The sequence below is a fragment of the Methylobacterium sp. 77 genome, assembly GCF_000372825.1.
Taxonomy (GTDB): domain Bacteria; phylum Pseudomonadota; class Alphaproteobacteria; order Rhizobiales; family Beijerinckiaceae; genus Methylobacterium.
The window spans coordinates 3,653,487-3,677,142 of record NZ_KB910516.1; the positions used below are offsets into that span (position 1 = coordinate 3,653,487).

At 69.5% G+C, this 23,656-nt stretch carries 17 protein-coding genes; 9 read left to right on the top strand and 8 right to left on the bottom strand.

What is annotated here, in order from left to right; translation table 11 throughout:
• Positions 1-93: 93 nt before the first annotated feature.
• The 3 genes from A3OK_RS0117360 to A3OK_RS0117370 all read left to right on the top strand — a co-directional run bounded on the left by A3OK_RS0117360 (position 94) and on the right by A3OK_RS0117370 (position 8,555).
• Positions 94-5,439 carry an alpha-2-macroglobulin gene (locus A3OK_RS0117360; RefSeq protein ID WP_019906158.1) on the top strand — a complete coding sequence of 1,782 codons (5,346 nt, stop codon included), beginning with the start codon at positions 94-96 and terminating at the stop codon, positions 5,437-5,439.
• 235 nt (positions 5,440-5,674) lie between these two features.
• Positions 5,675-7,708: a penicillin-binding protein 1C gene (gene pbpC, locus A3OK_RS0117365; RefSeq protein ID WP_245259446.1), complete on the top strand. Its 2,034-nt coding sequence runs from the start codon at positions 5,675-5,677 to the stop codon at positions 7,706-7,708.
• Positions 7,709-7,829: 121 nt separating this feature from the next.
• Complete coding sequence (locus tag A3OK_RS0117370) at positions 7,830-8,555, top strand: hypothetical protein (RefSeq protein WP_019906160.1); 726 nt, start codon at positions 7,830-7,832, stop codon at positions 8,553-8,555.
• 10 nt (positions 8,556-8,565) lie between these two features.
• On the opposite strand, the gene A3OK_RS0117375 is transcribed toward A3OK_RS0117370, so the two are convergent.
• From A3OK_RS0117375 to A3OK_RS0117405, 7 genes are all read right to left on the bottom strand, one after another.
• The gene (locus tag A3OK_RS0117375) at positions 8,566-9,540 is read right to left on the bottom strand and encodes a sulfonate ABC transporter substrate-binding protein (RefSeq protein WP_019906161.1); all 975 of its coding nucleotides are present in this window, start codon (positions 9,538-9,540) and stop codon (positions 8,566-8,568) included.
• Positions 9,541-9,701: 161 nt separating this feature from the next.
• Complete coding sequence (ssuD, locus tag A3OK_RS0117380) at positions 9,702-10,865, bottom strand: FMNH2-dependent alkanesulfonate monooxygenase (protein WP_019906162.1); 1,164 nt, start codon at positions 10,863-10,865, stop codon at positions 9,702-9,704.
• A 40-nt stretch (positions 10,866-10,905) separates the two neighbouring features.
• Positions 10,906-11,853, bottom strand: a complete 948-nt coding sequence (locus A3OK_RS0117385; protein ID WP_019906163.1) for an ATP-binding cassette domain-containing protein — start codon at positions 11,851-11,853, stop codon at positions 10,906-10,908.
• A 3-nt stretch (positions 11,854-11,856) separates the two neighbouring features.
• Complete coding sequence (gene ssuC, locus A3OK_RS0117390) at positions 11,857-12,645, bottom strand: aliphatic sulfonate ABC transporter permease SsuC (protein WP_019906164.1); 789 nt, start codon at positions 12,643-12,645, stop codon at positions 11,857-11,859.
• Positions 12,646-12,648: 3 nt separating this feature from the next.
• Entirely contained in the window at positions 12,649-12,780 is a 132-nt protein-coding gene (locus A3OK_RS24760) for a hypothetical protein (protein ID WP_019906165.1), read from the bottom strand.
• A 7-nt stretch (positions 12,781-12,787) separates the two neighbouring features.
• Entirely contained in the window at positions 12,788-13,414 is a 627-nt protein-coding gene (gene msuE / locus A3OK_RS23035) for an FMN reductase (RefSeq protein ID WP_019906166.1), read from the bottom strand.
• Between the two features lie 300 nt (positions 13,415-13,714).
• Positions 13,715-14,788, bottom strand: a complete 1,074-nt coding sequence (locus A3OK_RS0117405) for an HD domain-containing phosphohydrolase (RefSeq protein WP_051093033.1) — start codon at positions 14,786-14,788, stop codon at positions 13,715-13,717.
• A gap of 341 nt (positions 14,789-15,129) precedes the next feature.
• Here A3OK_RS0117405 and A3OK_RS0117410 point away from each other — a divergent pair, with 341 nt between their 5' ends.
• From A3OK_RS0117410 to A3OK_RS0117435, 6 genes are all read left to right on the top strand, one after another.
• A complete protein-coding gene (locus tag A3OK_RS0117410) occupies positions 15,130-15,684 on the top strand; it encodes a SiaB family protein kinase (RefSeq protein WP_019906168.1) in 555 nt (184 codons plus the stop codon).
• A 13-nt stretch (positions 15,685-15,697) separates the two neighbouring features.
• Positions 15,698-16,093 carry a DUF1987 domain-containing protein gene (locus tag A3OK_RS0117415; protein WP_019906169.1) on the top strand — a complete coding sequence of 132 codons (396 nt, stop codon included), beginning with the start codon at positions 15,698-15,700 and terminating at the stop codon, positions 16,091-16,093.
• Between the two features lie 5 nt (positions 16,094-16,098).
• Positions 16,099-16,956, top strand: coding sequence for a GGDEF domain-containing protein (locus A3OK_RS0117420; RefSeq protein ID WP_051093034.1), 858 nt, complete (start codon positions 16,099-16,101; stop codon positions 16,954-16,956).
• Entirely contained in the window at positions 16,953-18,644 is a 1,692-nt protein-coding gene (locus A3OK_RS0117425) for a SpoIIE family protein phosphatase (protein WP_019906171.1), read from the top strand. The genes A3OK_RS0117420 and A3OK_RS0117425 overlap by 4 nt, the downstream gene beginning before the upstream one ends.
• A 243-nt stretch (positions 18,645-18,887) precedes the next feature.
• Positions 18,888-19,151: a hypothetical protein gene (locus A3OK_RS0117430; RefSeq protein ID WP_036303101.1), complete on the top strand. Its 264-nt coding sequence runs from the start codon at positions 18,888-18,890 to the stop codon at positions 19,149-19,151.
• A gap of 24 nt (positions 19,152-19,175) precedes the next feature.
• Positions 19,176-20,114 carry an ABC transporter ATP-binding protein gene (locus A3OK_RS0117435; RefSeq protein WP_019906173.1) on the top strand — a complete coding sequence of 313 codons (939 nt, stop codon included), beginning with the start codon at positions 19,176-19,178 and terminating at the stop codon, positions 20,112-20,114.
• Between the two features lie 40 nt (positions 20,115-20,154).
• Here A3OK_RS0117435 and A3OK_RS0117440 read toward each other — a convergent pair whose 3' ends face one another.
• Positions 20,155-23,640: an SbcC/MukB-like Walker B domain-containing protein gene (locus A3OK_RS0117440; RefSeq protein ID WP_019906174.1), complete on the bottom strand. Its 3,486-nt coding sequence runs from the start codon at positions 23,638-23,640 to the stop codon at positions 20,155-20,157.
• Between the last annotated feature and the right edge of the window lie 16 nt (positions 23,641-23,656).

The following is a 23,656-nucleotide window of genomic DNA, read 5'->3' on the forward strand; positions in this document are numbered from 1 at the left end:
GGTGCGAACGCCTCATTGCGGCGGCCGCGCGAGATGATAGGGTCCGGCGCGGCGCCGAGGGGGGATCGGACGCCGCCGGGGATGAGGTGGGCGATGTCGGGATCAACCGGGCACGGGCGCGCGCCCGCTCTTCTTGCGAAGACCTTTCTCGCGACCCTCGTTGCCGGCGCCCTGGCGCTCGGCGGTGGTCTTGCAGTGCCGGCTCTCGCTCAGGCGCCGGACCGTCCGGCGGCGAGGGCTATCGCCGCGAAGCCCGCCCCGTCACCGAAGACATTCCTGCGCGACGGGCTGGCCAGCGACGGATTGCGCCTCGAAGCGACACTGAAGGCGGAAGCCGCCGCCTCGGGCTCAACCAAACCCGCGGCGAAATTGCGGGCCGAGGGCGAGGCCCTGGTGGAAGCCGAGAAGCCGGCCGACGCCCTGAAACCCCTGGCCGGTGCCGTCGCTGCCAATGCGGGCGACCCGGCGAACTGGATCGCCTATGCTCGCGCCGCAAGCACGGTCGGCAATGACGACCAGACCGGCGATTACGCCTTCCGCCAGCGGCTGCGCGCCCATGCGAGGGCGGCATCCTATCAGGCCTACCTGAAAGCGCGCGGTGCCGCCGCCGAGGCCGAGGCCCTGGCGACGCTCGGCGAGGTCTATGCCGACGAAACCGAATGGCGGCCCTCGCTCGAAGCCTATCGCGCCAGTCTCGCGCTCGCCGACGACGCGACGGTGCGCGAGACCTATGAGGCTTTGCGCGTCGAGCACGGCTTCCGCATCCTCGACTACAAGGTCGATTCCGACGCCGCAGCGCCGCGCGTCTGCTTCCAGTTCTCGGAAAGTCTGGCGCCGAAGACCGATTTCGCACCCTTCGTCGCCGTGTCCGGCGCGGCCAACGCCGCCGTCACCGGCAGCGGCCAGCAGATCTGCGTCGATGGACTGAAACACGGCGAGCGCTACGCCTTCGTGCTGCGCTCGGGCGTCCCGTCGGCCGTCGGCGAGACCCTGCTGAAATCGGCCGATTACGAAGTCTACGTGCGCGACCGCTCGCCCCAGGTACGCTTCACCGGACGCAACTACGTCCTGCCGCGCACCGGACAGGCCGGCGTGCCGCTGGTGTCGGTCAACGCGCCCAGGATCGACGTGGAAGTGCTGCGCATCGGCGACCGGGGCCTGCTTCCTTCGCTCCGCTCGGAAGAGTTCCTCGGCCAGCTCAACGGCATGACGGCGAAGACGATCGCCGACCAGAAGGGCACCCGAATCTGGAAGGGCACGCTCGATACGGCCAAGGCCGAGCTGAACCAGGAAGCGGTCACCGCCTTCCCGGTCCTGCAGGCGGTCGGCAAGCTGGAGCCCGGCATCTACATCATGCTGGCGCAGGCGAGCGGCGTCGCCGCCTCCGTGGATGAGGATGGCGGCTACGAGGCCAAGGCGACGCAATGGTTCGTCGTCTCCGATCTCGGCCTCACCGCCTTCAAGGGCCGCGACGGCATCCATGTCTTCGCCCGGTCGCTCGCGAGCGCGAAGACGATTTCCGGCGCCGAGATCCGGCTGGTGGCCCGCAACAACGAGGTGCTGGCGACGAAGAAGACCGATGGCCAGGGCCATGTCGCCTTCGATCCGGGCCTCGCGCGGGGCGAGGGCGGCATCGCTCCCGGCCTCGTCGTGGCGCAGCTCGGAGACGATTACGGCTTCCTCGACTTCTCCCAGAGCGCGTTCGACCTGACCGACCGCGGCGTGAAGGGCCGGCCGCAGCCGGGCGCGGTGGAGGCCTACGTCTTCCCGGAGCGCGGCGTCTATCGCTCCGGCGAGACGGTACAGGTCACCGCCCTCCTGCGCGACGCCGCCGGCATCGCCGTGCCGAACCTGCCCCTCACTTTGGTGGTGAAACGGCCGGACGGGGTCGAGTATCGCCGCGTCCAGGTCGCCGATGCCGGCCTCGGCGGCCGCGCGCTGCCGCTCCCCCTGCTGCCGGGCGCGATGCACGGCACATGGCGGGTCGCCGCCTATACCGACGCGAAGGCGCCCGCCATCGGCGAGGCCACGTTCCTCGTCGAGGATTACGTGCCGGAGCGGCTGGAAGTCACGCTGACGCCGAAGAACCCGAGCCTGACGAAGGATGAGCCGGCCATCATCGATGTCGCCGCGCGCTACCTCTACGGCGCGCCCGGTTCGGGACTCGACGTGTCGGGCACGGTCCTGGTCCAGGCCGCCGCGACGAGCGGAATCAAGGGGCTCGACGGCTTCTCCATCGGCCTCGACGACGAGAAGGTCGAGGCGACCTCGTCCGAGATCGAGGGCAAGGCCACCACCGATGCCAAGGGATCGGCGATCGTGACCGTGCCGGTCCAGTCCCTCAGCGCACCCCGCCCTACCGAGGCGAAGATCACGCTTCAGGTCGGCGAGCCGGGCGGACGGGCGCTGAGCCGCAGCGTCACCCTGCCGATCCTCCCTTCCGGCCCCGTCCTCGCCATCCGCAAGAACTTCTCCGGCGATCTCGCCGAGGGCGGTGTCGCCACTTTCGACGTGGCGATGGCCGCGCCCGACGGGCGCAGGCTCGCGCAGACCGGAATCGCCTGGACCTTGTCCAAGGTCGACCGGAACTACCAATGGTACCGGGAGGGCGGGCGCTGGTCGTTCGAGCCCGTCACCTCGACGCGCCGCGTCGCCGACGGGCGGCTCGATCTCTCCGCCGATGCGCCGGGCCGCGTCAGCTCCGCCGTCGGTTTCGGCACCTATCGCCTCGAAGCGCTGGTGGCCGGCCGGCCCGAAGCCACGGTCAGCGTTACCTTCACCGTGGGCTGGGGCGGGTCCGAGGCCGCGGACGTGCCCGACCTCCTCGATCTCAAGCTCGACAAGCCGGCTTACGCCGCCGGCGAGACCCTGCGGGCGCGCCTGCAACCGCGCTTCAGCGGAACCGCGACCCTCGCCGTAGTGAGCGAGAAGGTCCACGACATCCTCGACGTGGTGGTGCCGGAGGGCGGCACCACGGTGGACATCCCCGTCAAGGCCGAATGGGGATCCGGCGCCTACCTCGTCGCCACCGCCTATCGGCCCCTCGATCAGGCGGCCAAGCGCCTGCCCGGCCGGGCGCTCGGCCTCGCCTGGTTCTCGGTGGATACCGACAAGCGCAGCCTCGCCGTCACCATCGCGGCGCCGGCGACGACGCGGCCCCGCGAAACCCTCACCCTGCCGATCCAGCTTGCCGGGCTCTCCTCCGGCGAGGAGGCGCGGGTGAGCGTGGCCCTGGTCGATGTCGGCATCCTCAACCTCACCCGCTACGAATCGCCCAACCCCTTCGGCTACTTCTTCGGCCAGAAGGCACTCGGACCGGAAATCCGTGACCTCTACGGATACCTGATCGACGGCATGCAGGGCATCGTCGGCGCCATTCGCTCGGGCGGCGACGGGGGTGCGGCGGAACTCTCCGATTCACCTCCGACCCAGGCGCCGCTGGCGCTCTATTCCGGCGTGGTCGGCGTCGGCCCGGACGGCAGGGCCAGCGTGAGCTTTCCGCTTCCCGCCTTCAACGGCACCGGCCGGGTGATGGTGACCGCCTGGAGCAAGGCCAAGGTCGGCTCGGCCCAGGCCGACGTGATCATCCGCGATCCCGTCGTGCTCACCGGCACCCTGCCGCGCTTCCTCAATGTCGGCGACCGCTCGCGCTTCTTCATCGCCATCGACAATGTCGAGGGTCAGGCCGGCGACTACACCGTCGATCTCGATCTCAGCGGCCCGGTCCTGGTCTCGGCCGCCGCGGTCCACAGCACCCTCCGCCTCGAGGCCGGGGCGAAGACATCCCTGGTCATCCCGATCACCGCCGCCGGCCCCGGCCTGTCGCGGCTCGACGTGAACCTGTCCGGCCCCGGCATCACCGGCACGGTCGGCCAGAGCTTCTCGCTGAACATCGGCCCCGGCACCGGCGCCCTGGTCCGCCGCTCGGTCGGCACCCTGGAGCCCGGCGCCAGCCTGCAGGTGACGAGCGAACTTCTCGCCGACATCCTGCCCGGCACCGGGTCGGTCTCGGTGACCGCCTCCTCGCTCGCCGCCCTCGACGTGCCGGCCCTGCTCCAGGCCCTCGACCGCTATCCCTATGGCTGCTCGGAACAGACCGTGAGCCGGGCGATGCCGCTGCTCTACGTCAACAAGCTCGCGGCCCTCGACAGGCTCGGCCTCGACGACACCGTCGACCAGCGCGTGCGGGAGGCGATCGACCGCGTGCTCTCGCGCCAGGATGCCTCGGGCGATTTCGGCCTGTGGAGCGTCGGCGGATCGAGCGACGTCTGGCTCAACGCCTACGTCACCGACTTCCTGACGCGGGCGCGCGAGCGCGGCTTCGCCGTGCCGCAGACCGCCTTCGCCAACGCCTTGGATCGCCTGCGCAACACCGTCGCCAACACCACGGAGGTGCGAGACGGCGGGATGGACATCGCCTATGCGGCCTACGTGCTGGCGCGGAACGGCCGGCCGGTCATGGGCGACCTGCGCTACCTCGCCGACACCAAGCTCGGTGAGTTCGCGACCCCCCTCGGCCGCGGCCAGATCGCGGCGGCCCTCGCCCTCCTCGGCGACCGGGGCCGCGCGGCCAAGGCCTTCGACTCGGCGGTGACCGCCCTCAAGGTCGCGCGCGATTCCTCAGCCTATCGCGCCGATTACGGCTCGCGCCTGCGCGACGGGGCCGGATTGCTGGCACTCGCCGCCGAAACGGGCCTCGCCCGCGAGACGATCCAGCCGCTGGGGCAGGTCATCACCCAGGAGCGCGCCAGCGGCCGGCTGACCAGCACCCAGGAGAATGCCTGGATGGTGCTCGCCGCCGAGGGGCTCGCCAAAGATGCGGAGGCGTTGAGCTTCAGCGTCGACGGCACGAGGCAGGCCGGCCCGGTCTCGCGGCTCTATCGCGCGCCCGCCCTCGACGCGAAGCCCGTCACCATCACCAATGACGGGAAGGGTGCCGCCCAGACGGTGGTGAGCGTCTCCGGCAACCCCATCGCGCCCGAGCCGGCGGAATCGCGCGGCTATTCCATCGAGCGGACGTATCACCGCCTCGACGGGACTCTGGTGGATCTCGCTCAAGGGGTCCGCCAGAACGATCGCCTCGTGGTGGTGCTCAAGGTGGCCGAGGCCAAGGCCAGCGCCGGCCGCCTCCTGCTGGTGGACCGGTTGCCCGCCGGTCTCGAGATCGACAATCCGAAGCTCCTCGATTCCGATGCCCTGGCGGGGCTCACCTTCGCCAAGTCGGACGTCCAGCCGGTGAGCACCGAGTTCCGCGACGACCGCTTCGTGGCGGCCTATGAGCGGAGCCCCGAGCAATCCGCCTTCTTAACGGCGGTCTATACCGTGCGCGCGGTCTCGCCCGGCACCTATGTCCATCCCGGCGCCACCATCGAGGACATGTACCGCCCCGAACGCTTCGGCCGCACCGCCTTCGGCTCGGTCGAGGTGAGCGCGAAGTAGGCTCATGGATCGCGCGGTCCCCTCCCCTGCCCCCCCTGCGGGAGAGGGTGTCGCACCAAGTGGGTCAGGTGAGGAGAGGGCCACCTCCGGAGCGGTCGCCCCCTCGCCCGCCCGCTCCGCAGGCATCCTCCCCCGCCTCACGTCGGCGCTGTCCGACTTGAGCACTTGCAAGCGGAACTCGGGCAGGCCCGAGTTCCGTGGGGGGAGGGTTCTCGTCGGCGTCATCGCCCTTCTCATTTTCCTCCCTGCGCTGGCCCTCTGGCGCTTCGTTGCGACCCTGCCACCCCTCGACCTGACCCAGGCGAGCCTCCGCTCCACCGTCATCCTCGACCGCGACGGTCGTCTCCTGCGCCCCTTCGCCACCGCGGACGGGCGCTGGCGGCTGCCGGTGACGGCGGCGGATGTCGATCCCCGGATGCTCGCCATGCTGATGGCCTACGAGGACCGGCGCTTTGCCGATCATCACGGCATCGACCCCGAAGCGACCCTGCGCGCCGCCTGGCAGTGGCTCCGGCACCGCAGGATCGTCTCGGGCGGCTCGACCCTGTCGATGCAGGTGGCCCGGCTCGTGGAGCCGCGGCCCGAACGCTCGCTCAGCGCCAAGCTCCGACAGATGGTCCGCGCCGTGGAGCTGGAACGCCGGCTCGGAAAGGACGGCGTCCTCGACCTCTACCTCGTGCTCGCCCCCTACGGCGGTCCGGTGGAAGGCCTGCGGGCGGCGAGCTTCGCCTATTTCGGGCGCGAACCGGCCCGGCTCTCCTTCGCCGAAGCGGCGCTTCTGGTCGGCCTGCCCCAGGCACCGGAGGCGCGCCGGCCCGATCGTTTCCCGCAGCGCGCGCGGCAGGCACGGGACCGGGTTCTCGACATCGCCGCCGCGCACGGGGTCATCACGCAGGCCGAGGCCGCCGCCGCCAAGACGGAGCCGGTGCCGAGCGGGCGAAAACCCTTCCCGATGCTGGCGGCGCATGCGGCCGAGGCGGCGGTCGCGGCCGATCCGGCCGCCCGGATCCAGCGCCTTTCCCTCGACGGGCGCCTGCAGGCGAGCCTCGAACAGCTCGCGGCCGAGCGCGCCGCCGCCACGGGACCGGGCATCTCGGCGGCGATCCTCGCCATCGACAACCGCAGCGGCGCGGTCGTCGCCCAGGTCGGAAGTGCGGGTTACCTCGATGCCAGCCGCTCGGGCGCCATCGACATGACGGGGGCGATCCGCTCGCCCGGCTCGGCCCTGAAGCCCTTCATCTACGCCCTGGCCTTCGAGAACGGCATCGCCCATCCCGAGACACTCCTCGACGACAGGCCGGTGCGCTTTGCCGGCTCCTACGCGCCGGAGAATTTCGACCTCAGCTACCAGGGCACCGTCACCGCCAGGCGCGCGCTCCAGCTCTCCCTCAACGTCCCGGCGGTGGACCTGCTGGAAGCGGTGGGCGCCGCCCGCTTCATTGCCCGCCTGCGCGGCGCGGGAGCACGGATCGACCTGCCGCGCGACACCGCGCCGGGATTGCCGGTGGCGCTGGGCGGCCTCGGCATCACGTTGACCGATCTCGCGCGATTGTTCTCCGGCCTTGCCCGAGGCGGCTCGGCGCCGGACCTGATCCGCCGCCTCGACGGGCCGACCGCCCTCCCCTCGCCGGCGACCCGCGTCACCGAACCGGTGTCGGCCTGGTACGTCGCCGATACGTTGCGCGGCGCGCCGCCGCCGGAGAACGCGCTGCCGAACCGGATCGCGTTCAAGACCGGCACGTCCTACGGCTATCGCGATGCCCTGGCGGTGGGGTTCGACCGGCGCGTCACCATCGCCGTCTGGGTCGGGCGGCCGGATGGCAACGCCGTGCCGGGCCTCGTCGGGCGGGCGGTCGCCGCGCCGATCCTGTTCGACGCCTTCTCGCGCTTCGGCGGCGAGCCGGAAACCGTGCCGATGCCGCGCGATGCGCTGGTGACCACCACCGCCGGCCTGCCGCCTCCCCTGCGCCACATCCGCAAGGATGTCCCAAAGACACTGTCGGCCGCTTTGGGATCGGCTCTCAAGATCGCCTACCCGCCGGACGGGGCGCGCATCGATCTCGGCTTGGCCGAGCCCGGCACGCCACCGAACCTCGCCCTGAAGGCTCTGGGCGGAGTGCCGCCGCTCACATGGATGGTCAACAGCCTGCCGGTGGCCGAGAGCGCGCGGCGCCAGTCGGAATGGGCACCGGACGGGGCGGGCTTCGCCCGCATCTCGGTGATGGATGCCTCGGGCGCCAGCGACAGCGTGGTGGTCCGGCTGGAATGATGGTGGCGACCAGGATCGGAGTGTGCCGGGCGTCACGCCGGACGGCTCCGACTTGCGATGTCATGGCTTTGACGCGGCGCTGAACAGCCCGGCGCGATTCGGAAATCGGGGACCATCGACCATGAGCGGCAGCCTACATCCCGCGTCCGATCCTGGCCCGCTTGCCGTCGCGGAAGCGGCCATTGCCGAAGCGGCGACCGAACTCTTCGAGCCTGCGCTCGGCCAGCGCCTGCCGCTCGCCCTCAAGCTCGCCTTTACCGCCTTCATGGCGGTGTTGGTGCCCGTCTACTGGACCTGGTACGGGCCGACCAACTTCCTCTACTTCTGCGACCTCGCTCTGATCCTCACCTTGATCGGCATCTGGCGGGAGAGCCCGCTCCTCGTCTCCATGCCAACGGTGGGCATCCTGGCCCCGCAGATCCTGTGGGTGGCGGACTTCTTGGCCGAACTCGGCGGCATGCCGCTCACCGGCATGACAGCCTACATGTTCAAGGCGGAGAATCCGCTGTTCCTGCGCGGCCTCTCGCTGTTCCACGGCTGGCTGCCGTTCCTGCTCGTCTTCCTGGTCTGGCGCCTCGGCTATGACCGTCGTGCCTGGGCTGCGTGGTCCGGCCTCGCCGTCATGGTGCTGACGGTCTGCTTCTTCACGATGCCGGGGCCGCGTCCCGATGCCGGGCTGGAGCCCGTCAACATCAACTACGTCTGGGGCATGAGCGACGCCGTTGCCCAGACGATGATGCCGGCCTGGGCCTGGTTCGCGAGCCTCATCGTCGTCGTCCCGGTCGTCCTCTGCGGAACGACCCACCTCGCCTTGCGACGGTTGATGCCGGCGCCAGGCGAGGCATAGGTCGGTCCCTTCAACTGCCAGGCTTCCGGACGGCGTCGGAGATAGTGATCGCCTTCGGCAGCAGGCCGAGGCGGTGGAACGTGTCGGCCACCTTCTGCTGGTCGGCGGTCACGGCGGCATCGAGGGGCGTCACGCCGTAGGTGAGCCGCTTGAGGGCGACGGTGAGAACCGGCGCGGGGATGCCGATGGCGGGGGCCAGCTCGGCGGCCACCGCGTCGGTATTGTCCTTGGCCCAGGCATCGATCTCGCCGATCGCGGCGAGCGTCGTGTCGAGCGCCACCTTGTTGGCGTCCGAGTAGGTCCGGGTCGAGAGGTAGAACTGCCGGTTCGGGACGATGTCGGTGCCGTTGATCAGTGTCCGCGCGCCCGTCGCCCGCTCACCGGAGGCGAGGAAGGGGTCCCAGATCACCCAGGCATCGACGGCCCCGCGCGAGAACGCGGCGACGGCGTCGCCCGGCGCCAGGAACACGAGCGTCACGGCGTCGTAGGGGATGCCGGCCTTCTCTAAAGCCTGGACCAGGAAGTAATGCACGTTCGAGCCCTTGTTCAGGGCGATCTTCTTGCCGCGCAGGTCGGCGACGGAGGTGATCGGGCTGTCCTTGGCGACGAGGATCGCCTCGCCCAGAGGAGCCGCCGGCTCGTGGGCGACGTAGAGGAAGTCCGGGTTGTTGGCCTGGCCGAAGATCGGCGGGGCCTCGCCGGCCGAGCCCAGATCGATGGCCCCGGCATTCAGCGCCTCGAGCAGGGGCGGCCCCGATGGAAACTCCGCCCAGGTCACCCGGTAGCCCAGCGGCTTCAGCTTCTGCTCCAGCAGGCCCTTGCCCTTGAGCAGGACCAGCGTGCCGTATTTCTGGTAGCCGATGCGGATCACCTTGTCCTCGGCGCGCGCCACGAGGGTGCCGAGGATGAGGAACGCCAGGGCGGTCAGGAAGGCCAGGGTCGTTGGTTTCGGGAGAGTGAGGGTGCGCGCGGTGGCGAGGGGCATGGGATGTTCTCGTCGTTCGTCGAAGGAAGCGGTCGTCTGTGTGCGCACCCGCCTCCCTTGCCGGGAGGAGGAGGCGGGGTGGTCGGATGCCCCTGGGCGCGCCGGGGCCTGGGGGCCACCCTCCCCCTCTGTCCCTTCCCGCTAGCGGGAGGAACGCCGTCTCAATGCGCCGCGATGCGGCGGCTCGGGACGATGTCGTTGGCGATGACTTCGCCGAAGGGGCCGTTGTTGCGGGCGTTGCTCGGCGGGACGCCGGTGGTGGCGCGCAAGGGGAGCTTGGGGAAGACCAGTTCCGCGAAGCGATAGGCCTCCTCCAGATGCGGGTAGCCGGAGAGGATGAAGCGGTCGATGCCGAGGTCGATGTATTCCTTCATCCGGTCGGCGACCTGATCCGCCGAGCCGACCAGGGCCGTGCCGGCGCCGCCGCGCACGAGGCCGACGCCGGCCCAGAGGTTGGGCGAGACTTCGAGCTTCGAGCGGTCGCCGCCGTGCAGGGCCATCATCCGGCTCTGGCCGACCGAATCCTGGCGCTTGAGGGTGGCCTGCGCCTTAGCGATGGTCTCGTCGTCGAGGCGCGAGATCAGGTTCTCGGCGGCCGCCCAGGCCTCGCCCTCGGTCTCGCGGACGATGACGTGGAGGCGGATGCCGTAGGAGAAGGTCTTGCCCTTGGCGTCGGCGGCCTCACGCGCCTTGGCGATCTTCTCGGCGACGCCGGCCGGAGGCTCGCCCCAAGTCAGGTAGACCTCGCAATGCTCGGCCGCGACCTCGATTCCGGCCGGCGACGAGCCGCCGAAATACAGCGGCGGATAGGGCTTCTGCACCGGCGGGAAGATGACCCGGCCTTCCTCCACCTTGAGATGCTTGCCCTCGTAACTCACCGTCTCGCCGGACATCAGCCCGCGCCAGATGTGCAGGAACTCGTCGGTGACGACGTAGCGCTCGTCATGGTCGAGGAAGACGCCGTCGCCGCGCAATTCCACCGGGTCACCGCCGGTGACGACGTTGATGAGGAGCCGCCCGTCCGAGATCCGGTCCAGGGTCGCCGCCATGCGCGCGGCCATGGACGGCTCCTGCAGGCCGGGACGCACCGCCACGAGGAAGCGCAGGCGCTTCGTCAGGGCGGCCAGCGCCGAGGCGATCACCCAGGAATCCTCGCAGGACCGGCCGGTGGGCAGCAGCACGCCGTAATAGCCGAGTTCGTCGGCGGCCTGCGCGATCTGGCGGAGATAGGAGAGGGAAACGTCGCGGGCGCCCTCCTGGGCACCGAGATAGCGGCCGTCGCCGTGGGTGGGCAGGAACCAGAGAACGTCGGTCTCTGCGGTCATGGAAGTCTCCTGGAGTGAGAGGTCTCGCGCTCGCCCGGCCTCAGGCCGGGGCGCGGTCCTTGAGCAGATGGTCGAGGATGCGGCCCTCGAGCCGCGCGAGTTCGGGGTCGCCGCGCCGGCGCGGCCGGGGCACGTCCACCTTGAGGTCGAGGGCGACCCGGCCCTCCTCCACCACGAGGATGCGATCGGCCATGGCCGCCGCCTCGGCGACGTCGTGGGTGACCAGGATGGCGGTGAAGCCCTGCGCCTGCCAGATCCGCTCGATCATGTCCTGCATGTCGATCCGGGTGAGGGCATCGAGGGCGCCCAGCGGCTCGTCGAGGGCGAGCAGCCCCGGTCGGCTGACGAGGGCGCGGGCGAGGGCGACGCGCTGGCGCTGGCCGCCGGAAAGGGTGGCCGGCCAGTTGCCGGCCTTGTCGGTGAGGCCGACCTCGGCGAGCACGGACGCGGCCCGCTCACGCCGTTCCTGACGACGCCCCGCTCCGCCGAGGCCCACGGCGACGTTGTCGGCCACCCTGGCCCAGGGCAGCAGTCGCGGCTCCTGGAACATGATGCGCTTCGTCGCCGAGCGCGCGCCTTGCGTCTCGAGATCGATCCGCCCGCCGCTCGGCTGTTCGAGCCCGAGGATCAGGCGCAGCAGGGTACTCTTGCCGCAGCCCGAGCGGCCGACGATGGCCACGAACTGGCCGGCCGGGATGTGCAGGTCGAGCCCCTCGATGACCCGATGCCCGTCGAAGGACTTCTTCAGGTCGCGCAGGGTGACCCCGATGCCGCCGGCTGGCGCCGGCCGTTCGACCTTTGAAGGCGTGTGGTCGGGGTTGGGCTTGAGCGTGACGGGATCGGTGCCGGTGGGGTCGGCGCGCAGTGCCGGCTCCCGGACGAGGGTCTCGTCATCCCGGGCGCCGAGTTCGTCCCTGGGACGCAAGGCGGTGGCGATCATGGCCGTGAGCCCGAAAGTTGTCGTGGCGAGAACGGAGGAGACGGACATGGCTCAGATGTTCCGATAGGCGGGGTTCCAGGCCAGGAACGAGCGTTCCAGCAGCCGGGTCAGCGTGTCGGCGATCTTGCCGAGCAGGGCGTAGATCACGATCGCCAGCACCACGACGTCCACCAGCATGAACTCGCGCGCCTGCATCGCCATGTAGCCGAGGCCGGACGAGGCCGAGATCGTCTCGGCGACGATGAGCGTCAGCCACATGATGCCGAGCGCGTAGCGCAGGCCGACGAAGATCGAGGGCAGCGCGCCGGGCAGCACCACGCGCAGGAACAGGGTGGTGGGCGACATGCCGTAGACCCGGCCCATCTCCACCAGTTGCGGGTCCACCGAGCGGATGCCGTGCAGGGTATTGGCGTAGATCGGGAAGAACACGCCGATGGCCACGAGAAAGAGCTTGGCCTCCTCGTCGATGCCGAACCACAGGATCACCAGCGGGATCAGCGACAGGTGGGGAATGTTGCGCACCATCTGCAGGGTGGTGTCGGTGAGCGATTCCGAGAGGCGCGACAGGCCGTTGGCGAGGCCGAGGGAGAAGCCGATGGCGCCGCCGATGAGGAAGCCGCTGGCCGCGCGCAGGAAGCTGATCCAGAGATTGGTCCAGAGCTCGCCGGTCTTGCTCGCCTGCCAGCCCGCGGCGACCACGTCCGATGGCGCGGGCATGAAGCGGGTGGAGACGAGGCCGGCCGAGGCCGCGGCCTGCCAGCCGGCGATGATCGCCACCGGCACGAGCCAGGGCGTCAGGCGGGCCAGGATGTCGGAACGGAAGGACTTCTGCTGTGCCATGGTTCAGCCCTGGCTCGCGGGGGCATCGCCCGGCCGCGCCCGGACCGCATCCGCGACCCGTGAGGCCGCGACGGACCGGGAGGGAGCGTCGACCGCCGAGAGGCCGGCGGCCGAGAGTGCACGACGGTCGATCATCGCGTGCCTATCGGCTCGGAGCGGCGAAGGCGGCCGCCGGCGCGGCGTCGAACGACGCCACAGGCTTCGCCCGCGCACCGAGCAGGACAGCGAGCTGGTCAGCCGCGTCGGAGACCCGTGCCCGCACACCCTCGTCGACGAGGATACCGTCGGAGAAATCCGCGTCGCTTCCGTAGACCGAGGTCGGGACGGTCTGCGCGCTGAAGAAGCCGAAGAGCGGACGCAGCGAATGCTCGACGACGAGGGCGTGACGCGCGCCCCCACCGGTCGCCGACAGCACGACCGGCTTGCCGACGAGTGCGGCGGGATCGACGAAGTCGAACAGGTGCTTGAACAGGCCGGTATAGGCGCCCTTGTAGACCGGCGTGCCGACGATGAGCGCGTCGGCATTCTCGATCGCCTCCAGGATGCGGCGGGCCGGCAGGGAGAGCTGATCGCGCGACCAGGCCGCACCGAGCCCGGTTCCGGCATCGACGACGTCGAACAGGCGGATGTCGGCGCGGAGCCGTGCGCCGGTCGCCTCGGCCACCGCCTCGACCAGTGCACGCGTCTTCGAGGGACGCTGCAGGTTGGCGCTGAAGCCGACGATGCGGGGAAGCGGGCCGCCGGGAAAAGAGCTGCCTGGAAGTGACATGAATCGCCTGCCGATCAGGTTCGGGACTGAGCCGAGGGCATCCGTCCGAACCCATCGTCCGGCAACGACATGCCCCTCGGCAACGTTGCCGAACTGTGATCGCAGTGGCCTTCCGGGTCAACGAAACGTGCTTTTAAAAGAACGAAGCAGGGGAGACGAGTCTTCGTCGAGACGCGACAGGAAGAGACGAAACTTTTCAATCGGCAATTTCGTGCAGAATACGCACGCGATGAACGGGATCGGGAGAGAAAAACTCGCGCCGTCGAACCGGGTCGTTCTTTAAATCGAACCTGACCGTGCTCAGACCGCCACGTCGCCGTGGGTCGATTGCCGCACGATCGGCAGGAAGGCCGCCAGGAGGGCCATGTCGAGCTTGCCTGCCATGCCGAGCATGATGGCATGGGCCTCCGCATGCGGGAGCGGCTCGCGGTAGGCGCGCCGCTCGGTGAGGGCCGAGTGGATGTCGCAGATCGTCACGAGCCGGACGAGGTCGGGGATCGCATCGCCCGCCAGGCCGGCCGGATACCCGCTGCCATCCAGCATCTCGTGGTGATACCTGACGACGTCGAGCATCGCGGAATCGAACCCGTGTTCCCTTGCCAGCAGATCGGCACCGGCACCGGCGTGAGTGCGCATGATCGCCATCTCGGAGGCGGTCAGCGAGCCGGGCTTGTTGAGAATGGCACGCGGGATTTTGGACTTGCCGATATCGTGCAGCAACGCGGCCTTGGCGAGACGCTTCTGATCGGACCGGGGAAGCTTGAGGCTGAAGCCGAAGGCCGCGGCAAAGCCCGCGACGCTCAAGGAATGCTGGTAGAGTTGCTCGTCGTAGCGTCCGATCACATCGAGCCATGCGCGGATGCCGACCTCCGAGACGGCCTCCAGGATGACATCGGTGCCGGCCTCGGCTTCCTCCACGGAGATCGGGCGATCGGATTGCGCCGCATGAAACATGTCCGCCACGGCGGAACAGGCGCGGTGGGCCTTGCCTTCCACCGTGACGGTTTCGCCGTCGCAACGGGCCGGCAGTACCAGACCGACATCGATGAGACTGAACACGAGGGACAGAATGGCCGGCCGCGGGGTGTCGACCGGGACGACACGCAGGGCCGGGCTTCTCCGATTCAAAATGTCGGCGGGCGAATCGGTGAGGACGAGGCACGGCACGCGCATCACGCTCAGACGCGCCGTCCAGGACGCAGCCACGCCTTCGCGGGCATCGACGTCGATCACCGCCACGATGGGGAGGATGGCGGGAACCGGCTGGTCGCCGGCGATGCTGTGGCAGGGAAGGATCGTCGTGATGCTGCGTGCGAGACGCTTCGCTCGTTCTGGTTGATCCGATACGATGAGGACGGACTTTTCTTGTGTCACGATCCGATCCACTTCAGACCGTTACGGTCCGGGTTCGTCCCTACGCTGAGGCGAACCCGCGACATGTACAGATACAAATCCCTATAAATTGTTTCTTTTTGCGCGACTAGATTAACGAAACTCGGCCTGCCGTCATCAATGCGGAGGGTGGCATCTCCCTCGCCCGGACCATGCGAGGCCTTGCACTATGCAACCGGCCCGATGCACCGGAGCAATTCCGACCTGCATTCGGCGATCTCACCTGCGGTAACCGTCTGTAGAGGCATTCGGATTACTGCTGTCGGGCAGCGACGTGAGGTGCTGGCCTCGCGGCGCATTTCCGCCTTGCCGGGGAGGAAGCGTTGCTCGCGCAAGATTTCAAGTCGTTTTTCGAAACATCGAAACGCAACGGCATCATCCTCTCCTTCGGCGGTGACTTCTCGGAGAACGTCCTGTTCTCGCTCGGGGAAGTCCTGAAGCTTCGGATGATCCAGGGTGAGACGGACGCGACGATCGCCAAGCGGGTCTTCTCGATCTTCGTCGAGCAAGCCCAGAACATCATCCGCTACTCGGCCGACAAGCTCCCGCAGGCAGCCGCCACCTCCGGCGGCATGATCAGTGCAGGAATGATCGTCGTCGGCGTCGAGAAGGAGCGCTTCTTCGTCGTGTGCGGCAACGAGGTCTCCAAGACCGAGACCGCCGTCCTGCGAGAGCGATTGGACCTGATTACCAGCATGTCGAGCGAAGAACTCAAGCGTTTCTACCGCGAGAAGCTGCGCCAGCCGCCCGATGAAGGCAGTCTCGGCGGAAGCATCGGATTGATCGAGATCGCTCGCCGATCGAGCGCTCCCGTCGAGTTCGATTTTCATGATCTTGGCGGCGAGCGCAGCCTGTTCTGCCTCAAAGCCTACATCTGACGGCGCCCGACCGATGGACCCCATCCAGATCCCCGCAAGCGACCGGTCTCCCCGGGTGGATTTCGATTTCGCCGCCGGCCGGTTCACCCTGAGCGGTGAATCGTACCCGGAGGATGCCGCTGCCTTCTTCGGCCCGCTGCTGCACGGCCTGCGAACCTACCTGTCCGCCTCGACCTCGGATCCGATCGTGTTCGAGGTCGAGCTCGCCTATTTCAACAGTTCCAGCGCCAAGGCACTGATGAACCTGTTCATGCCCCTCGAGGAGGCGGCCGCCGAAGGCCGTGCCGTGACGATCCGCTGGCTCTATACCGAGGGCGACGAGACGATCGCCGAGGCCGGCGAGGACTTCGCGTCCGACTTCTCCCACGCACGCTTCGATCTCGTCGAGACATCACAGGCGGGGAGCTGATGCGGATGACGTCGAAGCCTGAAATCGTTTCGCCGATCGACCATCCGCCCGTCGTCGGCGACACGTTCAGTCTTTACGACACCGAGGAAGCGGTCCTGGGAAAGACCGACGCGATGCTGTCGGGGCTCGCCCAGGTCGCCGGCGGCGTCCAGCAGCTCGCCGAAGCCTACCGCCGCAGCTACCGCGAGCAGCGACGCCTCGTCCGGATGAGCGACCGGATGCAGCTCGACCTGCAGAAGGCCAATCACCGCCTCGCCGAGCAGCAGCGCGATCTCCAGGCCCTGAACGAGGCGCTGTCGGGCGAGATCGAGCACCGGACCCGCCTCGAAGCGAAGCTGAGGCGCCTCGCCGACACCGATGACCTCACCGGGGCGATGACGCGCCGGCGCTTCATGGAGATCAGCCAGCGGGAATGGCTGAGATACGAGCGCGACCGGGTTCCGGCCTGCCTCCTGATGGTGGATCTCGACCGGTTCAAGCGGCTCAACGACGAGTTCGGCCATGCCGCCGGAGACGCGGCCCTGATCTGCTTCGTCGAGACCTGCCGGAAGCGCCTGCGCAAGATCGACGTGATCGGTCGCATGGGCGGCGAGGAATTCGCGATCCTGCTCACCGAGATCGAGCCCGATGCCGGGCTCCTGGTCGCCGAGGATCTCTGCCGCCTCGTCGGCGAGACCGTCGTGGCCTGGCCCGGCGGACCGCTGGCGCTCTCGGTCAGCATCGGCGTCGCCGTCATCGAGGATTCCGAAACCTTCGAGCAGACCCTCGGCCGTGCCGATGCCGCGCTCTATGCCGCCAAACATGCCGGACGCCGTTGCGTCCGCTCGTCCCGTGGCCCGATCACCGACATGCCGCAGCCATGACGTTCGACTCCGCCGCCGAGGGGCCTTCGCCCGCAGCCGCACCTCCCGCCCGCGGCCGCTCCCTGAGAGGCGGCGGCCCGCTGCGCGGTGACGATTTCCTGGCGCTGGCGGGTTTCACCGACGTGTCGGCGGCCACCTCCGGCACGATGCGGCCGGGGGCCTTGCGCGGCTCCGCGCGCGGCCGCGACCTCGACAGCCTGGCGCACACGCTGTTCCTTCGGATCTACCCCGTCATCGCCTTCGTGGTGCTGGCGACGCAGATCGGCATCGCCTGGGTGAACTACAACGACAGTCTCCGGCTCTATACCGACCGGGCAAACCTGCTCGTCACCCTGACCGCCCAGGCCATTGCCCGGCCCGATTGGAGCGACCGGCCCGACATCTACACGGCGCAGGTCCAGGCCCTGGCCCTGGACCCGGCATTCCGTTTCGTCCGGGTCTGGAACGCGGCAGGCAATCTGGTGATGTCCCTCGGCGACATGCCGAGCGGACGCAGCATCGAACTCATCCGCGCCTCCACCGACATCACCGTCGCGGGGCGTGCGAAGCCCGTGGGCAGCCTGACCCTGGGCCTCTCGGCCGAGGCTCTGCGCGGCAATGCCGAGAAACAGGCGCTGCTGGCCATCGGCGCGAGCCTCGTCCTGATGATCGCCTTCGTGCTGACGCTGCATGCCAATGTGCGCAGGCATGTCCTAGCACCCCTGAAGCGCCTGCTGATCGCCATGCGCGAGGTCGAACACAAGCGCTGGTCGAGGGTGGAATTCGATGGGGCCGTCCGGGCCAGCAACGAGATCGACGTGATCTCATCCGCCTTCAACCGCATGGTGGAGGGCCTGCGCACCGGCGACGAGGCGAAACAGCTCCTCACCGAACTCGAACAGGCCCATGCCAAGCTCGCCGACGCCAACCGGTTGGTGATGGAAAGCATCGGTTACGCCCGTCGTATCCAGACCTCGGTCCTGCCCGACCGGATGGCGCTGTTCGGTGCCGGCCTCGACGTCGCCGTGCTGTGGGAGCCGCTGCATCAGGTCGGCGGCGACTATTTCTGGCTGGAGCGCCTCGGCGACGTCAGCGTCATCGTGGTGGCCGATTGCACCGGCCACGGCGTGCCGGGGGCCTTCATCACCCTCATCGTCGCCACCGCCCTCGACCGCATCCTGCACGAGCGCGGCCTGCGCTCACCGGCCGAGATCCTGGTGGCCCTCGACGAGATGGTCCGCGCCCAGCTGCGCCAGGACGGGCGCGGGTCCGATTCCGATGACGGGCTCGATTGCGGATTGTGCCTCTGGGACCCGACGGCCCGAAGACTGAGCTTCGCCGGCGCCGGGCTCTCGCTGACCGCCGTCACCGAAGCGGGCACGTCCCGGATCAAGGGGGCGAAGCGCGGCCTCGGTTATCCTCACCATGGCAGCGAGCGGTTCAGCACGGAGAACGTCACGCTCGATGTGGCGCCGGGCGATACCTTCTACCTGATGACCGACGGCATCACCGACCAGATGGGGACCGTCGGCGCGCAGCGCCGGCTGCTCGGGCATCGGGGTGTCTCGGACATCCTGCTGCGCAGCCGCGACGAGGAACTCGGCCCCCAGATCAGGTTGCTGGAAGCCGAGCTTGCCGCCTATCGCGGCTCCGAGAATCGCCGGGACGACATGACCCTCGTCGCCTTCCGCCCGAGCGGGATTGCCTGAGGCGCGCGGTCGACCCGTCGCCGAGGCAGCGGCCGACGATCGTCCGGTGTGCTGGCACACGCTCGATGTCGTGATGTTTCGGCACCATGGCGTGGAGCGTCGGGAGCGCGGCCCGCCGACTCGATCGTGCATGCCTCAACCTTGCCGTCATGACGGGCCAAGGGAACGGGCGACCACCGGTCCCCGGCGGGTCTCATCACGTTTTATGCGCGCCTCTACAGATTACGAGAGTCGAGATTGATCATGACACGCTTCCTTGCCGCGTCCGTCTGTCTGGCCCTGCTCGCCGCCGTGCCCGTTCAGGCTCAGCCTTCGAATCCGCATCAGCAGACGGCCTCGACGCGCATGACCACCACGACGGGCGTGACCAAGCCGCCGGGCTCCACCTTCAACCGGGCCTCCACGGAAGGCGCCATGCTCAAGGCCCAGAAGGTCGCCGCCGCCCGCGACAAGGCCTGGGACCGGAAGATGCGGACCACGATGGGCTCGATCTGCCTCGGCTGCTGAGACGCGCGCCCGTGAGCTAGGGCGGTGATCCGATTCGAGGGCGTGTCGCGCCGCTTTGCCGGCGCTGAGCGTCCTGCCGTCGATGGGATCGACCTCGACATTGCCGAAGGCACCACCTGCGTGCTCATCGGCCCCTCCGGCTGCGGCAAGTCCACCACCCTGCGCATGGTCAACCGGCTGGTGGAGCCGGATGCCGGCCGCGTCCTTCTCGACGGGCGAGACGTGGCGGGGGTCGATCCGGTGCGTCTGCGCCGCGGGATCGGCTACGTCCTGCAGGGCATCGGCCTGTTCCCGCACCGGAATGTCGCCGAGAACATCGCCACCGTGCCTCGCCTCCTCGGTTGGACCCGCGCCCGGATCGCGGACAGGGTGGACGAGATGCTCGCCCTCGTCGGCCTCGATCCGGCCGCGTATCGCGACCGCAGGCCGGACGCCCTCTCCGGCGGTCAGCGCCAGCGCGTCGGCGTCGCCCGCGCCCTGGCGGCGGACCCGGCCGTGCTCCTCATGGACGAACCCTTCGGTGCCGTGGACCCGGTGGCCCGCGACCGGCTCCAGGGCGAGATCGGCGCGATCCTTCGCCGGCTCGGCAAGACCGTCATCATCGTCACCCACGACATCGACGAGGCGATGAGGATGGGCGATCGCGTGGTCCTCATGCGCGAGGGCCGGATCGTCCAGGCGGATACGCCGGACCGCCTTCTGGCCAATCCCGCCGACGCTTTCGTCGAGCGCTTCGTCGGCGAGGACCGCGCCTTGCGGCGTCTGGCGCTGCTCGTTGCGGGCGCGATCGCGGTTCCGGGCGATCCGGGCGATGCGCCGAGCGTCACCGCCGAGACGTCGCTGAAGGACGCCCTTGCCCTGCTCCTTTCCAGCGGTGCCAATCATCTGTCGGTGGCCGGGGATGGCGCTCCCGCCATCCTGACCCTGGAAGCCATTCGCGAGGCGGCGAGGCGCGCGACCTGATCGGGTGCGCATCGCTCCCCTTCCCCTCAGGGGAGAGGGCTCACTCCGCTGCGTCGGAGACCTGGAAGCCGGCGATGCCGATGCGTTCCGGGTTGATGGCGGCGAGCGCGCGCTTGGCCGTCTCCAGCGGATGCTCGGCCTCGATCCTCACGGAGGTCAGGTCCGGGCTTTTGTAGACGGTGACGATGGTGTCCATCACCTCGGTGAGCGTCGTGCGCTTGTCCTCCGGCGCGGCGATGAGAAGCTGGAGCCCCCAGGCCTGATAGAGGTCGACCAGGGCCTGGGAGTTGCGCACGTCGAGCTTCGAGAAGGCCTCGTCGAGGAGGCAGAGGCCGAGGCCGGGATTCTCGTCGCCGGGCCTGTCACCGGGATAATAGGCCGAGGCCAGCGAGGCCGCGATGGCGACGTAGAACGGCGCCTGCGCCTCGCCGCCCGATCCGCGCAGGGCCCGGTTCGACATCGTGGTGCGGTTGCCCGCCGTGTCGCGCATGCCGATCTCGTAGACGAAGTAATTGCGGTAATCGGCGAGCCGCGCCGCGCTCTCGTCTCCGTCGATCAGGGCGGTGATCTCCTCGATCGCGGCCGCGAGCGGGCCGGACGACGCCTCACCGGCCTTCTCCGGCAAAATCCCGCCCGACGAGATCCCGCCCGGCAGAATCGCCTGCGCCGCGTCGGCCGAGCGCGCGACTTCGGTGGCGAGGGCGTGAACGGCGGCGTAGCGGCGGTCGACCGTGGCCTCGAAGGCATAGGTCTGGCCGGTGAAGGTCTGGGTCGAGAGCCGCTCGTTCAGGGCATCCAGCCGGGCGCGGACCCGCTCGAACTTGTCGGCGAGGCGCGTCAGCAGATCCTCGGTCATGAGCCGCCGCATCTCGCCCTCGGCCCGCACGGCCTGATCGCGGTAGCGCCGCAACTCATGGCCCGCTACCTCCTCATGGGCGCGGGCGACCCAGGAATAGCCGAACGAGGCCGGCGCATCGCCATTGCCGAGCGGGTTCTCGATGCGCCACTGCACGCAATACTCGGCGAGATCGCGCTCGGCGGCCCGACCTTGGGTGCGCGCGGTCTCCATCGCCTCGCGGGCGGCACCGCGTGCGGCATTGGCGAGGGCCGCCAACTCCTTCGCATCGAGGCCCGCCGCATCGGCCCGCGCCTTGGCGACCGCTCTCGGGTCGAACCCGTCCGGCCGCACCAGGCGGATGCGGACGGAATCCCCCGCGACCCAGCGCGCATGCGCGCTGCGCCTCGCCTGGAGCGCGCCGCGCATGGCCTCGCGCGAGGTGGAGACCTTCGCCTTCAGCCCCGCTTCCTCGCCGAGAAGCGCGTCGCGCTTGGGCTCCAGCACCTGGACCAGTTCGGTGAGATAGGCCGAGCGCTCCTTGGCGAGCTCCTTGATCTCGGCTTCCAGTGCGCCGGTATCGGCCTTCTCCACCGCCTCGCGCTCGGTGGTGAGGCTGCGCCGCCGGCCCTCCATGGCATCGGCCTCCTCGCGCAGGGAGGCGATGTCGAGATTCGCCTCGGCGAGGCGGCCCCGCAGGATCGCGGCGATCCGGGCGGCCTCGCGCAAGACGCCGGCCTCGCCGCGCAGGCGCCGCGCTTCGGTCACCGCGTGTTCCAGGTTCTGGCGGCTCTCGGCGGTGGGCCCGCGGCTGCCGCGGGTCATCATCAGCTGGACAGGCCGTACCACGGAATAGGCCATGCCGGAGGTCGAGCGGCCGCTCGGCGCCACGGCACGGCTCATATGAGCCAGGGCCGCGTCGTTGGGGGCGAGATCGTAGCCGCCGAGCCGGGCGGCGAGGAAGGCCTGGGCATGGGGATCGCGCGTCTCGATCAGCGAGATCGGCCCCTCGTCGTCGCGCCCGCCCCGTCGCCGCGCGGTATCCGTCGTCTTGACCAGCAGGCAGCGGTAGAACTGGCTCTTGCGGACTTCGAGATGGGCGAAGGCCTCGTTCAGCCGGTCCGGCTCGACCACGAGTGCCTCGCGAGCACCGCCGAGCAGGCCTTCCAGGGCCGCCCCCCATTTCGGGTCGGTGATCTCGGCGAGCTCGCAGATCGGCGTCGCGTCGATCCCGAGGCGGGCGAGTTCGTCGCGGAACCCGGCCGTGTCGGAGGAGAGGCGCGCGCCGCTCGCACGCCCGGTCCCGACCTCGGCCGAGAGGGCCTGCGCTTCCTTCTCCTGGGCGCGGGCGCGCAGGGCCATGTCCTCGGCGGCGGTGTCGAGCGGAGTGGCGATGTCGGAGAGCGAGGCCAGTGCCGCGAGAAGTCCGCCCAGGGGACCGTCGGAGCGGAGCGATTCCTCGGGCGGCGCGTCACGGCGCAGGCCGGAGCGCGAGCACGAGGCCACGACACGCGCCGCCTCCCTGTCGATGCGCTGGATCTCGGCGAAGACGACGTTGAGCTTACCCGCCTCCTGGACCATCCCGACGAGATCGGCGACGCGGGTGGAGAGGTCGCGCTTGTCGCGCGCCAGCATGGCGAGGCCGGCATTGGAGGCGGCGAGCCGCCCTTCCCCCTGACTTCCGGCGAGCATCGCCTTCTTACCCGCGATCTCGCCGTCGATCTCGCGCACGAAGCCCTGGCTGGTGCTCACGCTCTCGCGGGCGATGCGCAGGCGCTCGGCCGTCTCGACGAGCCGGGACCGCGCCTGGGTGACATCGAGGATGCGGCGACGCAGGTCGGCGCCGGCCGCACGCAGCTCGTCCAGGGCGGCGGAGAGGCTGGCCTGCGCCCAGGTCTCGTAGCGCTTGAGGATGCGGCCGAGATGGGAGAGCCGGCGCTCCAGTTCCTCGATCGTCTCCAGGAGCCGGCGCCAGTTCTCCACCGACTGGCGGATGCGGGCCACGTCCAGGGGCTCCGGCTCGAGCACGAAGGAGCGCACGAAGGCGGAGGAATCGAAGATCGGCTTGAACGCCACGGCGTTGGAGAAGGTCCGCAGGAAATGGCGCGGCTCCGGGCTCGGCGCGCCCTCGCGCATCAGCGCCAGCACCTCGGCGGTGAAGCGCTCTCCGGAGGCGCGGAATTCCTCGAACCGGTCGGCCTGAACGCGCAGATCCTTGGCGATCTCCGGCCAGGGCGCGACGTAGCTGCCCTCGGCGGTCTCGCGGACGTAATCGGCGATCTCGAACCGGTGTCCGACCGCGATGAAGCGTGACAGCGTGGTCTCGCGGCTATCCTCGGCGCGGGCCGCCATGGCGAGGCCCACCGACACCACGCGGCCGGTGGTCTCGTTCTCGAAGACCAGGACGATCAGGGTCTCGCAGGCCTCGCGGGTCGGGCGCCCGCCCTCGGCGGGGTCGCTGATCCAGCCGAGACAGTAATCGCGCACCGTGCGGGCGCTGCGACCGGAGGCGGAGGCGTTCAGGGCGAGGCGGCTCGCGTTGTTGCCGGCGAGGACGGTGCCCACGGCATCGAAGATCGTCGACTTTCCCGCCCCCGTCGGCCCGACCAAGGCAGCCGCCCCCCGGATCCGGATCTGCTCGCGCCGGATCAGGTACCAGTTGGAGAGGACGATGTCGGTGAGGCGATACACCGGGCAGGGGGCTCCA

Excerpts from the sequence above, each read along its gene's own strand:
- A3OK_RS0117360 (WP_019906158.1), top strand. The coding sequence starts at position 94 with ATGTCGGGATCAACCGGGCACGGGCGCGCGCCCGCTCTTCTTGCGAAG.
- A3OK_RS0117370 (WP_019906160.1), top strand. The coding sequence starts at position 7,830 with ATGAGCGGCAGCCTACATCCCGCGTCCGATCCTGGCCCGCTTGCCGTC.
- A3OK_RS0117375 (WP_019906161.1), bottom strand. The coding sequence starts at position 9,540 with ATGCCCCTCGCCACCGCGCGCACCCTCACTCTCCCGAAACCAACGACC.
- ssuD (WP_019906162.1), bottom strand. The coding sequence starts at position 10,865 with ATGACCGCAGAGACCGACGTTCTCTGGTTCCTGCCCACCCACGGCGAC.
- A3OK_RS0117385 (WP_019906163.1), bottom strand. The coding sequence starts at position 11,853 with ATGTCCGTCTCCTCCGTTCTCGCCACGACAACTTTCGGGCTCACGGCC.
- ssuC (WP_019906164.1), bottom strand. The coding sequence starts at position 12,645 with ATGGCACAGCAGAAGTCCTTCCGTTCCGACATCCTGGCCCGCCTGACG.
- A3OK_RS24760 (WP_019906165.1), bottom strand. The coding sequence starts at position 12,780 with ATGATCGACCGTCGTGCACTCTCGGCCGCCGGCCTCTCGGCGGTCGAC.
- msuE (WP_019906166.1), bottom strand. The coding sequence starts at position 13,414 with ATGTCACTTCCAGGCAGCTCTTTTCCCGGCGGCCCGCTTCCCCGCATC.
- A3OK_RS0117415 (WP_019906169.1), top strand. The coding sequence starts at position 15,698 with ATGGACCCCATCCAGATCCCCGCAAGCGACCGGTCTCCCCGGGTGGAT.
- A3OK_RS0117420 (WP_051093034.1), top strand. The coding sequence starts at position 16,099 with ATGACGTCGAAGCCTGAAATCGTTTCGCCGATCGACCATCCGCCCGTC.
- A3OK_RS0117425 (WP_019906171.1), top strand. The coding sequence starts at position 16,953 with ATGACGTTCGACTCCGCCGCCGAGGGGCCTTCGCCCGCAGCCGCACCT.
- A3OK_RS0117430 (WP_036303101.1), top strand. The coding sequence starts at position 18,888 with ATGACACGCTTCCTTGCCGCGTCCGTCTGTCTGGCCCTGCTCGCCGCC.